The organism is Bacillus sp. 22475 (assembly GCF_052044835.1).
Classification (GTDB): domain Bacteria; phylum Bacillota; class Bacilli; order Bacillales; family Bacillaceae_G; genus Bacillus_A; species Bacillus_A cereus.
In genome coordinates, this window is the sequence record NZ_JBQENW010000009.1 from 119,217 (window position 1) to 132,838 (window position 13,622).

A 13,622-nucleotide genomic window follows, 5' to 3' on the forward strand; every position below is an offset into this window, starting at 1 on the left:
TATTTTATATTCTTCTTATATTCACTAAGTGTAATCTTTAGTAAATTAATAGTTAATCTGGTAAAATAAAAAACCTAACATATATAAAGGGGAGTTTTACTTGAGAACGATGCGACAATTATTACAAAAGAGAGCAATGCAATCACCAAATTTGGAAGCGCTTGTAGGGGGGAAGAAAAGATATTCGTTTCAGCAATATAATGAACGAGTAAATCAGCTTGCACATTATTTGTTACATAATGGTGTGCAAAGAGGAGATCGTATAGGAATACTATGCAAAAATAATCACCCATTTCCAAGCGTTATGATGGCAAGTTTAAAAATTGGAGCGGTATTTATTCCGCTAAATCATCAGCTTACTGTATATGAATTAGAAACGATTGTAAAAGAAGCGAAATTAAAAGTGTTAGTTATTGATGAAGAATTTAGTGAAGTGTTATTAAATGTTGATGCTGTTAAAGAAATCCCTTATGTAATTCAAACGACAAAAGAAGGCTTTGGTTCATTTGAATTAGAGTTGCAAAAACAGCCAACGACAGAACCGAACGTAGAAGTTCATGAAGAAGACGATGCCATTTACTTATTTACTTCAGGAACGACTGGACAGGCGAAAGCATGTGTAATTGGACATAAAAATTTACATCATTATTTTGCTGAAATTGCGGGACAAAGAGAAATCCCAGCAGGTGAACGCTTTTTATCTGTGCATCCATTGTTCCATATGAGTGGCGTGCTTTCTATTTTAAATTGTATTTATCATGGCGTTACAATGATTTTCTTAGCTGATTCGAACCCCACTCTTATTTGGGATAAGATTGAAGAAGAGAAAATTACTACGATGCTTGCGTTCCCAGCTGTTTATAGTTACATGCTTGATGAATTAAATAAAAAAGAACGTAATATTTCAACCTTTAAAGTAGCACAAAGCGGTGGTACAAAAGTGCCAGAAACACTCATTCAAAAATATATGGAAAAAGGAATATATATGGTGCAAGGCTATGGTAGTACAGAAGGTTGGGTTGTAACCTCATGGCATCCAATGATGGGAAAAGAAAAGATGTCTTCTGTAGGAAAAACCTTGAAAAATGTAGAGGTGAAAATTGTTCATCCGGAAACAGGACATGAACTAACAACAAATGAAGTTGGAGAGATTCATGTGAAAAGTCCATACATGTTTAAAGGGTATTGGAATAATGAAAAGGCGACAAAGAAGGTAGTAAAAGATAACTGGTTTAACATGGGTGATGCTGGCATGATAGATGACGATGGATTCCTGCATATTATGGGAAGATATAAAGACGTTATTATACGCGGTGGTGACAATGTATATCCAGATCAAGTAGAAGATGTCATTCATGAAATACATGGTGTTTTAGAAGTTGCAGTAGTTGGAGTTCCAGATGACTTTTGGGGTGAGGTTCCGACAGCGTATATTGTAAAAGATATGCAAACGTCTTTAACGGAAGAAGAAATTATGCAGCATTGTAAAGAAAAACTAGCAAGTTATAAAATACCCAAAGTTGTATTTATGGAAAAATTGCTGAAAAATGCTTTAGGAAAAGTATTGAAGAGGGAATTAAGAGAAGATGTATTTGTAAAATAAAAAAGCTATTAGATGATGAATCCAGTTATGTGTAACGCATAACTGGATTTTTTGTTTATGATTCTGTTAGTGATTATTGTTGATATTTGGAACTTTCTTTGTGTTTTTGCTGTAATATTGAAAATAAAGGAAGTTAATTAATTTCAGTACAAGGGGGAGAAAATATGGCTATAAAATTAGAAACTGAGCATTTATGTATAGAACCTTTTACCAATGATGATGTGTTTAGAATTAAAGAATTGGCTAATGACAAAGATTTAGCTAATATTCTTGGGCTTCCACACCCATATAAATTGGAGTTCGCGCAAGATTGGGTTGATATGCAACCAGAACTTATTAGGCAAGGAATCGAATATCCTTTAGGAATTGTTTCTAAAGAATCAAGAAAAATTGTAGGTACAATTACGCTAAGAATTGACAAGGGTAATAATAGAGGTGAGCTTGGTTATTGGATTGGTAAGAATTATTGGGGCAAGGGTTTTGCAACTGAGGCTGTAAACAGAATGATTCAATTTGGCTTTATCGAATTAGGTCTAAACAAAATTTGGGCATCTGCCATTTCTAGAAATAGATCGTCGATTAAAGTGTTAGAGAAGTCGGGCTTACGTAAAGAAGGTACATTACGACAAAATAGACTTTTAATAAATACATATGAAGATGTTGATGTTTATGGAATATTAAAGACAGAATACACGGTTTAAATTACAGATAAGATTGGTAGTACGATAACAAAAGGAAACCCTTCAGAATAGGGTTTCCTTTTTGTATTTCTCAAAAATCAACATTGTAGTTTAGCAGACCCTTGTTCATCAAAAACATAATAATTTACTAGATTTTGTATTTTGTGTAAGATAATAAAGAATATTCAATTAATAATTCGAGGGATGAAATTAAATGAAGCTACCGTTATTAGAAGTAGAGACGGATAGACTCATTATCCGTCCATTTCAAAAAGATGATTATGAAAGTTGGTTAGATGGATTTAACAAGAGACTGCCATCGCAGTATAAATACGACGATGGCTATCAAGTTATGGCATCATCAACAAAAGAATGGTTCACGGAATGGATAAGAGGTTTTGATGAAGCAGCGCATCGAGATGAGATGTATGTATTAGGTATTTTTCGTAAAGAAGATGGGGTTAATATTGGAAAGCTAGAGCTAATAAAAATTTTACGTATGGACTATCAATGGGCGATGATGGGATATTCCATACATAATCAATACTGGAGAAATGGATATGGTGTTGAAAGTGTGAAAGCTGCGTTATCGTTATTTTTTAATAGCCTGAAGTTCCATAGAATTGAATTACATATACGTTTTGATAATGAGCCATCGGTTCGTCTTGCGGAAAGAGCAGGTTTTTCATTTGAATGCAAAAGAGAGGCGTTTTCTTTAGAGAATGATAAGTGGATGGATTTTCTTATTTATTATAAAAATAAGGAGATGAATATATGAGAGTGTTTATTACAGGTGGCAGCCGCGGGTTAGGGTTACAGTTAGTAAAAGTATTTCATGAAAATGGGCATATCGTTTATCCATTAGTTAGAACTGAGGTTGCAGTAACGCAATTGAAGCAAATGTTTAGTGGTAGATGTTTTCCTATATTGGCAGACTTAACGGCTGATGAGAGTACGGAGCAAATTAAGAAGCAGCTTGAGGAATATACAGAGTATGTTGATCTAGTTATAAATAACGCTGGTATTACTGGGAAGGAGACTGAGATTTTACATACAAATTCAGAAGAGTTAACGGACTTATTTAATATTCATTGCTTAGGTGTAATTCGGGCTGTAAAAGGTATATATGTGGCGTTGGCTAAATCGAATCATCCGAGAATAATAAATGTGTCCTCTCGATTAGGATCATTACATAAAATGGCGAACAAAGAGTTTCCGCAAGGCCAGTTCTCATATTCATATCGAATTGCTAAAGCTGCACAAAATATGTTAACACTCTGCTTACAACAAGAGTTTGAGAATAAAGGAATTCGTGTAACTGCCATTCACCCAGGAAAATTAAAAACTGATATTGGTGCCTTTGATGCGAATATGACTCCGGCTGAAGGAGCAAAAAATATATATGATTGGGTAATAGATTCAAATGAGGATATTTCAGGAAAGTTTATTGAGCCTGGTGTGGGGGAATTGAAGTGGTGATATACGATCTTGCAATCATTCAGAATCTATTTGGCCCTTCTAAAAAAGTATTAAATGGCTTACCAAATGCAGTAACGATTGAAGAAATAGAAGAAGATGTTTTGTATAACGTACAAACATATAAAGAAAAGGTAAGTAGATTTGAAGAGGTTTGTTTTAATTGGGAGTTAAAAAGAGCAAGTATTGTATTAAACAAAAGGTTTAGTAGTTATAACTCAAGTGTGAGAGTGTTACTTGATGCAGGTTTTTCTTTGTATGCCGCAAAGATAGAAGTATGTAGAGAATTAAACAATGTAGAAGAGCTTGAAAGACAATATACATATCGATCAATAGCAGAAGGAACGTTATCGGAAAAAGAATTTAAATATATTTGGGGACAATGTATGTCGGGTTCAGGGAATCAAACTTCAATTGTAACTATCGATGAACATTTTTATTCAGTGCAAACAGAGTTAGGTAAGGGTTGGGAAAAGTCATGTATTGTTTTTTATGATAAAACTGAGCCAATTGGTATGTCCATACCGCATATAGAAACTGGAACAGAAAGTGAAGGACGATTATTTTACTTTGGAGTAATGCCTTATTATCGCGGGAAAGGAATTGCTTCCCAGCTGCATCTTCAATCGTTGCATAGGTTAAAGGAAATGGGGGCTACTTATTACATCGGAAGTACACATACTTCAAATGAAAAGATGCAGAGGATATTTTGGAGAAATTATTGTTCGGTGAAAACGGAGACAGAGCTTTATTATAAAATTTTTAAAGTAGATTAGGAGAAAAGAAAATGAAGACTATAAATGTATTTCATTACGACGCATTTACGAATAAACCAAATAAGGGAAATCCAGCAGGTATTGTATTAGAAGCAGATGGATTAACGGAAGAGGAAATGCAAATTATTGCTGAAAAAGTTGGATATAACGAAACAACTTTTGTTCTTTCCTCAGAAGTAGGAGATATAAGAATGCGCTATTTTACACCTGGTTTTGAAATGAATTTATGTGGTCATGGGACAGTAGGGACGATATATGCCTTGCGCGAAAAAGGTTTATTAGAAGAGAAAAGTAACCTTACGATTGAAACGAAGGCTGGGATTTTACCGATACAAATAGGTGTAAATGAAAATGGAGAAACCTTTATTAAAATGAGACAGGCAGGACCTCAGTTTAAAGAATTTACAGGTTCAAAAGAAGAATTAGCTCATAGTATCGGTTTAGAAGTAAATGATTTAGATGTAAGTTTACCGATTGTATATGGAAGTACTGGTAATTGGACTGTAATTGTACCGATTAAAAATCTAGATGCGTGTGAGAGAATGAAACCTAATAATGCTGCATTTCCGTCAGTATTAAGAGAAATACCTAATGCTTCTATTCACCCAATTTGTCTAGAAACTTATGATGAACTAGCACAAATGCATGGCCGTCATTTCTCGTCAGCTTATGCTGGGACGATTGAAGATCCAGTGACAGGAACAGCTTCAGGTGTAATGGGAGCGTATTATGCGGAGTATTTAGAGAAAGATTTTGAACATGAATTGGACTTAATCGTTGAGCAAGGACAGGAAATAAATAAAGATGGTCGTGTAACTGTTTATGTAACGAAAGGGATAGAAAACGAAAAGTTACAAATAGATATTGCTGGAACAGCGGTGTATGTGAAAGAGTTTGAAGTTTTAATATAAAAAAGAAAGCCCGGCATACATCCGGACTTTCATTATCTGTTCAACACTTCAATATACGAAGCATCTCCAGTTGTTCTTAAAGCAGAGCGAAAATTGTTATTTTCTAGCGTTTTAGCGACTTGTTGTAATTGCTGTGCATCATCATGATGGATAAGTAAGCTGTCAGCACCGCTTTCTTCTATATGAATATGTTCGACGTTTCCAATGGCATCATGTACAGCTTTTAAAAATTCAGGTTTCATGGTGTCCTCCTATATGTATGTAACGTTTTTATTTAGTATTTCCTTATTTTTGAAATATAAAAGTAAATGAAAGGAGAAATAAAATGAATATAAAGCAGTTTAACGAACATATAACATCACTATTTGGAGAGCATCTTCATAAATACGGCGATGATGAATATGGTTTTACTCATATAAGTAAAGATGAATTTCACAAAATCGGTTACACAACAAATTTAACGTTAGAAACTATTGAAGAAGCGTATAAAAATGGAGTCGATATGATAGTTACACATCATGCGCCGTGGAGTTTTTTATTTGGTATGGAAGAGGCTTGTATTGAGAAATTGAAGCAATATGAAATGAATCATTTTTGGGTTCATTTGCCGTTAGATTTTGTAAAGTTTGGCACGTGTACATCGTTATTTAACGGAATTGGGATAGATACAATACTGGAATATTCCACGTATGAGGAAGAAGAACTACCGGGAATAGGAGAATATAAAGAAGCGATTCCTTTTTCAAACTTAGTTGGAAAACTTGAAGAAAAAATGGAAGAGAAAGTGAAGAGCTGGAGAAATCACGATAAACTAGTAAAACGGATTGCGATTTTAACCGGTGCAGGAAACAATACAAATTTGATTGAACGTGCATTAGAAAAAGGGTGTGACACGTACATAACAGGTGAAAAAACATTATATACAGTGCAACATGCGAAATTTAAAGGGATTAATTTAATTGTAGGCAGTCATACGTTTACAGAAGTGTTTGGTGTAGAAAGTTTGGCTCATAAATTACAAGACATAGACCCTGCAATAGAAATTATTAGAGTATATGAAGAGCATTTAGAGTGATAAAATCACGTTATCATAAATGAGATATTGAAGAAAGCCATTGTAATAAAATAAAATTGTTGTTTGTTATATTAGGATGGTTGGGAGGATTTCCCTTGCGTTTGTCAAATAATAGTAAAGTTGTCTTTTGAATTAAGGGAATCTTCCGAATTAAAGGGTGAGAGAATGGACATTTCAATAATCACTGCACAACTAGTTAAGGAAAAAGTTATTTCACATTATCCAAATAGCGTAAAAGCATTAAACGGGGGAACGGCAAGTACTATATATTTGTTAGATGAACAATACGTTGTAAAGTTGAATGAATCGGATGTCATACGTGAAGAAGCTTATTTTCTTCAGTTTTATAAAAAGGACGAATTATTTCCAAAGCTTTTATATAAGGAACCTTTAAATCGCTATATTGTTTACTCATTCCTTGAGGGCACAACTTCTTGCAAACTAGGCTATAAACGGAGTGTTCTTTGTAAACTTGTAAAAGAAGTTATCAATGAGTATGAAGTAGCTACAGAGGTTGATGGCTGGGGATGGAAAGAAAATCCGGTTCAATCTTGGAGTGAATTTTTAACAACAAATGTGATAGAAGCTCATGAAAATGTAAGGCGTTACATAAGTGAAGAAGAGTATAGAACGGTTCTTAAGTTAGCGAATAGGGACGCTGGAATAAATCAGCCGTTTTTATTGCATGGTGATCTTGGATTTCATAATTTTATATTTCAAGAGAATAAACTGCACGGTGTAATTGATCCTTTACCAGTGTTAGGAGATCCTATATATGATTTAATTTATGCGTTCTGTTCAACTCCGGAAGATTTAACAAAAGAAACGATTGGTTATGCGATGAAACAATGTGTATTTCATAAAAATGACCGTGATTTATATGAAGAAATAGTCATAGGATTATATTTGCGTATAGATACATGTTTACGGCACCACCCGAAAGATTTAGAAGATTATTTAGAAGCTTGGCGTTATTGGATAGGTGAGGTTGAGGTGACTTTATAGTACAAATATTTTTGGGGAGATAATGAGATGAATGTTGCAGAAGCGAAAAAGGATTTACTGTAATTCCATTATCGGTTACAGTTGTCTATTTACTTACTTTTATAAGTTTAAAAATTGAAAATAAAAAAGCAGATCATTATCAACAAAAGTCAGCTTAATAAAAATATAGGGATAGGGGAAATTATGATGAAAAATTTCGTTTGTACAACGTGTGGCGTGCAGTATGCAGCGAGTGTAGAAGAACCGGTGAGTTGTCATATTTGTGATGAAGAGAGGCAATATGTGAATCCGAAAGGGCAGTCTTGGACGACTTTAGAAAATTTACAAACAGATGATACATATAAAAATGAAATAATAAAAGAGGAAAATGGACTTTATAGTATTACGACAAAACCAGGATTTGCGATCGGTCAAACGGCATTTGTAGTGAAAACAGAGTCATATCGTTTACTGTGGGACTGTATTACGTATTTAGATGAAACGACAATTACGAAAATAAAAGAGCTTGGCGGATTAGATGCGATTGCATTGTCTCATCCTCATTATTATTCAACGCAAGTAGAATGGGCAGAGACATTTGATGTACCAATTTATATACATGAAGATGATAAAGAGTGGGTGATGCGTCCGAGTAGTCGTATTATTTATTGGTCTGGTGAGTCTTTACAATTAGCTGATGGATTAGTCATTCATCGTTTAGGGGGACATTTTAAAGGTGGATCTGTCTTACATTGGGAAGAAGGTAATGACGGAAAAGGAATTTTGTTAACAGGTGATATTATTCAAGTTGTAGCAGATGAGCGGTGGGTAAGCTTCATGTACAGCTATCCAAACTTAATTCCACTACCAGCGAGAAAAGTGGAAGAAATGGTGAATCGAGTGAAGCCGTTACAGTTTAATCGTTTATACAACGCTTTTCATCGAGTAGTAAAAGAAAATGCAAATGAGGCAGTTGAACGTTCTGCTGACAGATATATAAAAGCAATAGAAGGAAAGTTGTTTCATACGTAAAAGGAGAGTAGCTTAATGAAAACGTTAGTATGTTTTGGAGATAGTATTACAGCTGATGAAACATTTTTTGATGGAATGCCGAGATTAACACCACGTTTGCAAGAGATGTTTCCGAACTGGAAAGTAGTGAATGCAGGTGTTCCAGGTGATAATACATTCGATGCGTTAAATAGAATTGAAGAAGATGTAATATCATATAAACCAGATTTCGTAACAGTTTTTCTTGGTACGAATGATGCAGTTTCTTTTTCTCAAGTGTCATTACAAGCATATAAAGAAAACTTAGAGAAGATTGTGAACCAAGTTTCATCAGATAAAGTACTACTGATTAGTCCTGCACCAGTTGATGAAGAAAGACAGCATAATAGAACAAATAGAGTGCTTAGTCAGTATGCAGACGTGGTAGAGGAAGTGGCAAAAGAAACAGGAAGCTATTTTCTAAATTTGTATGCTGAAATGATTCAAGAACTGAATTATAAAAGGTTTGTAGAAAATGATGAAAAAGATGGATTACACTTTGGGCCAGAAGGTTATGAGTATGTAGCGAAGTTAATTGGTGAAAAGTTAAAAGGGATTTTATAAAAAAAGCAAAGCGATATCGCTTTGCTTTTCATTGTTTTTAGTAAATTAATCTAGAAATGCTTGCTGCAATGCTTTGAGCCCATCGCTATAGATACCATGAAACAGATTAATTGCCTCTTCATCACTAACTTCAACAGGAGTGAACGTACCAGACCACTCTACTAACGATGTGTTACTTTCAGTACCTTCTTTAACCTGGATTGTAGATAAATAATTAGTGACTGGGAACGGTGCATTCATGATTGAATACGTGTAGTAGCGCTCTTTATCATTGAATACTTCTAATCGTTCTATAATTGTATCGCCATCTGGATTAGCTAGATGACGTACACGACCGCCTTCAGTTAATTTACTGCTAGGTATATAAGGTAACCAGTCTGGAAGGGAGTTGAAACCTCCGATTAATTGCCATACTTGTTCAGGTGAAGAAAAAATTTCCATAGATGTAGTAGTATGTGCCATATTCATTACGCTCCTTTTTATCTCGATATTTGCGAGCAAATAATCAGTGGGGATGACCCCACTGATTAAGGTTTCAAATTATTTTACGTTGATTGGTAGTGGTGCATTAGGTGCTACTAGTTTTTGTTCGCGCATTTCTTCCCAGAATGCTGCTGGAATTACTGTATTTAAGGCATTTTGGTCTTCTACAATACGTTCCGGTTTACTTGCACCAGGAACAACAGCAGCAACTGCTGGATTGGCTAGTGAAAATTGTAGTGCAGCAGCTTTGATGCTGATTTCGTGACGATCTGCAAGAGCTTTGATTTTCTCAACTTTTGCAATAATTTCTGGCGATGCTTTTTGATATTCGAAGTGAGCGCCGCCAGCAAGAATACCTGAGCTATATGGGCCACCAACAACAATATCCATATTATGCTTTACAGCTGCAGGCATTACTCGTTGCAATGCACGTTCGTGGTCTAATAATGAATAGCGACCAGCTAGTAAGGATATATTTGGTTTCGCTTCTTCTAAATCAAGCATAAGTTCAATTGATTCTACTTTGTTTACTCCAAGCCCCCAGCCCTTAATAACTCCTTCTTCACGTAAACGTGTTAGCGCACGGAATGCTCCTGTTCGAGCTGTTTCAAATTGTGAAATCCACTCATCACCATAAAAGTCTTGTGCTAAATCATGAATGAAAACAAAGTCTAGACGATCTGTTTTTAAACGTTTCAAACTTTGCTCGATAGAACGAAGTGTTGCATCTGCGCTATAGTCATTGATCATTTTATTTTTGCGACCAAATTCGAAAAGTCCGCCTTTTTCACCTAAATCACGTGCAGATGGATCTTCTAGTTCATCTGAAATCGTTCGACCTACTTTGGTGCTTAAAAAGTAATCATCACGATTTCTTTTTGACAGTGCTTCACCAAGACGGATTTCCGCTAATCCAGATCCATAAAGTGGAGCTGTATCAAAGTAACGAACGCCATTCTCCCAAGCAGCATCCACTGTAGCGATTGCTTCTTCCTCTGGGATATTACGGTACATATTTCCTAGTGGTGCTGTACCAAACCCGATTTTTTCTTTTAGTAATTTACTCATTATAGATATCCTCCTAAAATATATTTGAAAATTATTTATTCATTGTGAATGGATGTGAAAATGAAAACATGTCATTTCATCGTCTGACAAAATGTATGATAAAAATACTCACTTTAAAGTACAGGTACTAACAGGTAATTTCTAACACTGCATGACTCACTCAACTCTTACAAATGCTATTATGAAATGTATTTTACATAATGAAAAGTACGTACTTTAAAGTGATATAGATACTAAAAAGTAATACAGGTACTTTTTGGTGCCGTACTACTCATCTGCTGTTTACGTATGCTATTATGAAACATGTTTAACACAATAAAAAGTACGTACTTTAAGGTGCTATAGATACTTAAAAGTAATATTTAAATATTTTAGCTTATTTGTCTTATAAAATTATTAAAGGAGATTTTTATATGAAAACATACAATATTCCTGTAGAGGCAACTTTAGAGGTTATCGGTGGAAAGTGGAAAGTAGTTATCCTTTGTCATTTAAAGAAAGACAAAAAGAGAACGTGCGAATTAAAACAATTAATGTCTGGTATTACACAAAAGATGTTAACACAACAATTACGTGAATTAGAAGAAGATGGTGTAATCGAGAGAAAAGTGTATAACCAAGTGCCACCAAAAGTAGAATACTCTTTAACTGATTACGGTCATTCTTTAGATTCTATACTCGATACTCTTTGTAACTGGGGAGAAAATCATCTTGAAAAGAATGGTAACACGTCTATGCTTATAACCGCAGCTGAATAAAGAAAAAAAAAACGAACGAGAATACGTTCGTTTTTTCTTTTTGTATAGAGGGAGATTTTTAAGCAGCATAATTACTTTTTTGTAATATAGGTACTTTTTTGTGCTGTAGGAACTAAAATGTGCCGTATAGAAAATTATTTATTTTTACGTAACAATAGATAAGGAATTTATAAAAAAGGAGAGGAGATCGCGTGAAACAATATAATATACCTATAGAAGCAACTTTAGAAATTATCGGGGGAAAGTGGAAGGTCGTCATTTTATGTCACTTAACGAAAGGGAAGAAGCGAACGAGTGAGTTACAACGTTTGATGCCTGAAATTTCTGTTAGAATGTTAACGCAGCAACTACGTGAGCTGGAAGAAGATGGTGTGATTACACGTGAAATTTACAAAGAAATTCCCCCTCGAGTAGAATACTCCCTAACCGATTATGGGTGGTCTTTACAAAATGTATTAAATCAATTAACCGCATGGGGAGAACGATGCATAGATAGAAAAAACACAGAAGTTAAGTGAAATCTCTATATGTAATATTGAAAACACCACCTAATGACGAGGTGGTGTTTTTCGTTTTAAAACTTTAGAACGTTGTTATGATGAAAAGTAAAATTTTTGAGGACCTGTTTCAGTCATGGGTACTTAAAAGTGCCTACATCACTTTAAAGTACGTACTATGCTTCATAATATAACCGTTTTATAATGACACTCGTAGCAAGAAGTCAGTACAATAACGATTTTAAGCTATGTTCAAAAAGACTTATTAACTAGTATAGTTTTTTGTTCAATTTTTTAGTAGGAGATGTTTTTATGGTTGAAGAACTTTTTTATAAAAAAATACTTAAAAATCTGTTTTCAGATCCAGTTCAAATTACACTTTGGAATGGAGAAACAATACAATATGGCGAAGGGGAACCTCAATTTCATATAACATTCCATAAGCCGCTCTCAAAAAAAGAAATTGCTAAGGATCCTTCTATTGCATTCGGTGAAGCATATATGAATGGGGACCTTGAAATAGAGGGGAATCTTGAAAAAGCAATTCAATCTATTTATAAAAGGCAGGATAGCTTTTTAGGTGATAGTAAGTTGCAATATTTCAAAAGTAAATGGAATTTCTCAAAACAAAAAAATAAAGAAGATATTGCTCACCATTATGATATTGGGAACGATTTCTATAAATTATGGCTTGATGAGACAATGACATATTCTTGTGCGTATTTCCAAAATGAACAAGATTCTTTAACGACAGCTCAACATAATAAAGTGAATCATATTTTGAAAAAGTTGAACCTTCAAAAAGGTGATACGCTATTAGACATCGGTTGCGGGTGGGGTGAGCTCATTACAGCTGCCGCTAAGCAGTACGGTGTGAAAGCGATGGGAGTAACATTAAGTGAGGAACAATTTGCAAAGACTTCCGAGCGAATTAAACAAGAGGGACTTACGGATTTAGTTGAAGTATCTTTACTTGATTACCGCGATATTAGGAATCATAAATTTGATAAAATTGTTAGTGTAGGTATGATCGAACATGTAGGAAAAGACAACATTACGCAATACTTTGAAACAGTTAACAAACTACTAAATGATGGCGGGATTTCTCTGCTGCATTGTATTACTTCTCCGGCTAATGGTGGTGCTACGAATGGTTGGATTGAAAAATATATATTCCCTGGTGGGTATGTTCCTGCTGTTAACGAATTAATCACGGACATGACAAACGAACAATTTTTCATTGTTGATGTGGAAAGCTTACGTAGACATTACGGGAATACATTACAACATTGGGCTCAAAATTTTGAAAACGTACTAGAGGAAGTTCGCAAAACGAAAGATGAGCGATTTATCCGCATGTGGCGTTTATATTTAAATGCATGTGCAGCTTCGTTCTTTACAGGTAATATTGATTTACATCAATTTGTATTTACAAAAGGGATTAATGATACAATTCCGATGACACGTTCGTATATGTATGAATAAGAGTATATAACCAAGTAGCTCTCAAGTCATTGAGTATAAATAAAATGATGATAGGATATAAGTCTATAACGTAAAGTCGAGATGGGAATCAGAAAATGATTTCTATCTCGACTTTTTGGTATATAATTTTGAAATTAAAACTATATACTTTTAAAGATAAAAATATATAATAAATGTAGAAACGAAAATTTATGAGCAAGGAAGTTGAAGAA

16 protein-coding genes and 1 pseudogene are annotated in these 13,622 nt (G+C 34.4%); 14 read left to right on the top strand and 3 right to left on the bottom strand.

The features are described 5' to 3' along the window. Positions 1-100: 100 nt before the first annotated feature. The 6 genes from ACTJJY_RS16455 to ACTJJY_RS16480 all read left to right on the top strand — a co-directional run bounded on the left by ACTJJY_RS16455 (position 101) and on the right by ACTJJY_RS16480 (position 5,446). Entirely contained in the window at positions 101-1,603 is a 1,503-nt protein-coding gene (locus ACTJJY_RS16455; RefSeq protein ID WP_440606021.1) for a class I adenylate-forming enzyme family protein, read from the top strand. A gap of 164 nt (positions 1,604-1,767) precedes the next feature. Next, complete coding sequence (locus ACTJJY_RS16460) at positions 1,768-2,304, top strand: GNAT family N-acetyltransferase (RefSeq protein WP_377858630.1); 537 nt, start codon at positions 1,768-1,770, stop codon at positions 2,302-2,304. A 193-nt stretch (positions 2,305-2,497) separates the two neighbouring features. Beyond that, a complete protein-coding gene (locus tag ACTJJY_RS16465) occupies positions 2,498-3,061 on the top strand; it encodes a GNAT family N-acetyltransferase (protein ID WP_440606022.1) in 564 nt (187 codons plus the stop codon). Then, the gene (locus tag ACTJJY_RS16470; RefSeq protein WP_440606023.1) at positions 3,058-3,762 is read left to right on the top strand and encodes an SDR family NAD(P)-dependent oxidoreductase; all 705 of its coding nucleotides are present in this window, start codon (positions 3,058-3,060) and stop codon (positions 3,760-3,762) included. The genes ACTJJY_RS16465 and ACTJJY_RS16470 overlap by 4 nt, the downstream gene beginning before the upstream one ends. Further along, positions 3,759-4,535 carry a GNAT family N-acetyltransferase gene (locus ACTJJY_RS16475; RefSeq protein ID WP_440606097.1) on the top strand — a complete coding sequence of 259 codons (777 nt, stop codon included), beginning with the start codon at positions 3,759-3,761 and terminating at the stop codon, positions 4,533-4,535. The genes ACTJJY_RS16470 and ACTJJY_RS16475 overlap by 4 nt, the downstream gene beginning before the upstream one ends. Before the next feature lie 11 nt (positions 4,536-4,546). Then, on the top strand, positions 4,547-5,446 hold the full coding sequence (locus ACTJJY_RS16480) for a PhzF family phenazine biosynthesis isomerase (RefSeq protein WP_440606024.1): 900 nt from the start codon (positions 4,547-4,549) through the stop codon (positions 5,444-5,446). A 32-nt stretch (positions 5,447-5,478) separates the two neighbouring features. Here ACTJJY_RS16480 and ACTJJY_RS16485 read toward each other — a convergent pair whose 3' ends face one another. Further along, positions 5,479-5,688, bottom strand: coding sequence for a hypothetical protein (locus ACTJJY_RS16485; protein ID WP_000801653.1), 210 nt, complete (start codon positions 5,686-5,688; stop codon positions 5,479-5,481). Between the two features lie 83 nt (positions 5,689-5,771). Here ACTJJY_RS16485 and ACTJJY_RS16490 point away from each other — a divergent pair, with 83 nt between their 5' ends. From ACTJJY_RS16490 to ACTJJY_RS16510, 5 genes and pseudogenes are all read left to right on the top strand, one after another. Next, positions 5,772-6,521 (top strand): Nif3-like dinuclear metal center hexameric protein, encoded by a 750-nt coding sequence (locus tag ACTJJY_RS16490; protein ID WP_440606025.1) that lies wholly within the window; start codon positions 5,772-5,774, stop codon positions 6,519-6,521. 165 nt (positions 6,522-6,686) lie between these two features. Further along, the gene (locus tag ACTJJY_RS16495) at positions 6,687-7,526 is read left to right on the top strand and encodes an aminoglycoside phosphotransferase family protein (protein WP_440606026.1); all 840 of its coding nucleotides are present in this window, start codon (positions 6,687-6,689) and stop codon (positions 7,524-7,526) included. Between the two features lie 41 nt (positions 7,527-7,567). Then, a pseudogene (locus ACTJJY_RS16500) lies at positions 7,568-7,684 on the top strand (DUF7010 family protein); the annotation flags it as partial. A gap of 25 nt (positions 7,685-7,709) precedes the next feature. Continuing rightward, the gene (locus ACTJJY_RS16505; RefSeq protein WP_081366351.1) at positions 7,710-8,537 is read left to right on the top strand and encodes an MBL fold metallo-hydrolase; all 828 of its coding nucleotides are present in this window, start codon (positions 7,710-7,712) and stop codon (positions 8,535-8,537) included. A 15-nt stretch (positions 8,538-8,552) separates the two neighbouring features. Continuing rightward, entirely contained in the window at positions 8,553-9,119 is a 567-nt protein-coding gene (locus ACTJJY_RS16510; RefSeq protein WP_423115368.1) for an SGNH/GDSL hydrolase family protein, read from the top strand. A gap of 45 nt (positions 9,120-9,164) precedes the next feature. On the opposite strand, the gene ACTJJY_RS16515 is transcribed toward ACTJJY_RS16510, so the two are convergent. Beyond that, complete coding sequence (locus tag ACTJJY_RS16515; RefSeq protein WP_000951538.1) at positions 9,165-9,581, bottom strand: SRPBCC family protein; 417 nt, start codon at positions 9,579-9,581, stop codon at positions 9,165-9,167. 78 nt (positions 9,582-9,659) lie between these two features. Then, positions 9,660-10,670: an aldo/keto reductase gene (locus tag ACTJJY_RS16520; RefSeq protein WP_006924216.1), complete on the bottom strand. Its 1,011-nt coding sequence runs from the start codon at positions 10,668-10,670 to the stop codon at positions 9,660-9,662. 413 nt (positions 10,671-11,083) lie between these two features. Here ACTJJY_RS16520 and ACTJJY_RS16525 point away from each other — a divergent pair, with 413 nt between their 5' ends. From ACTJJY_RS16525 to ACTJJY_RS16535, 3 genes are all read left to right on the top strand, one after another. Beyond that, positions 11,084-11,428, top strand: coding sequence for a winged helix-turn-helix transcriptional regulator (locus tag ACTJJY_RS16525; RefSeq protein ID WP_000860820.1), 345 nt, complete (start codon positions 11,084-11,086; stop codon positions 11,426-11,428). 191 nt (positions 11,429-11,619) lie between these two features. After that, entirely contained in the window at positions 11,620-11,946 is a 327-nt protein-coding gene (locus ACTJJY_RS16530; RefSeq protein WP_006924211.1) for a winged helix-turn-helix transcriptional regulator, read from the top strand. A gap of 291 nt (positions 11,947-12,237) precedes the next feature. Further along, on the top strand, positions 12,238-13,410 hold the full coding sequence (locus ACTJJY_RS16535; RefSeq protein WP_440606027.1) for a cyclopropane-fatty-acyl-phospholipid synthase: 1,173 nt from the start codon (positions 12,238-12,240) through the stop codon (positions 13,408-13,410). Positions 13,411-13,622 lie beyond the last annotated feature (212 nt).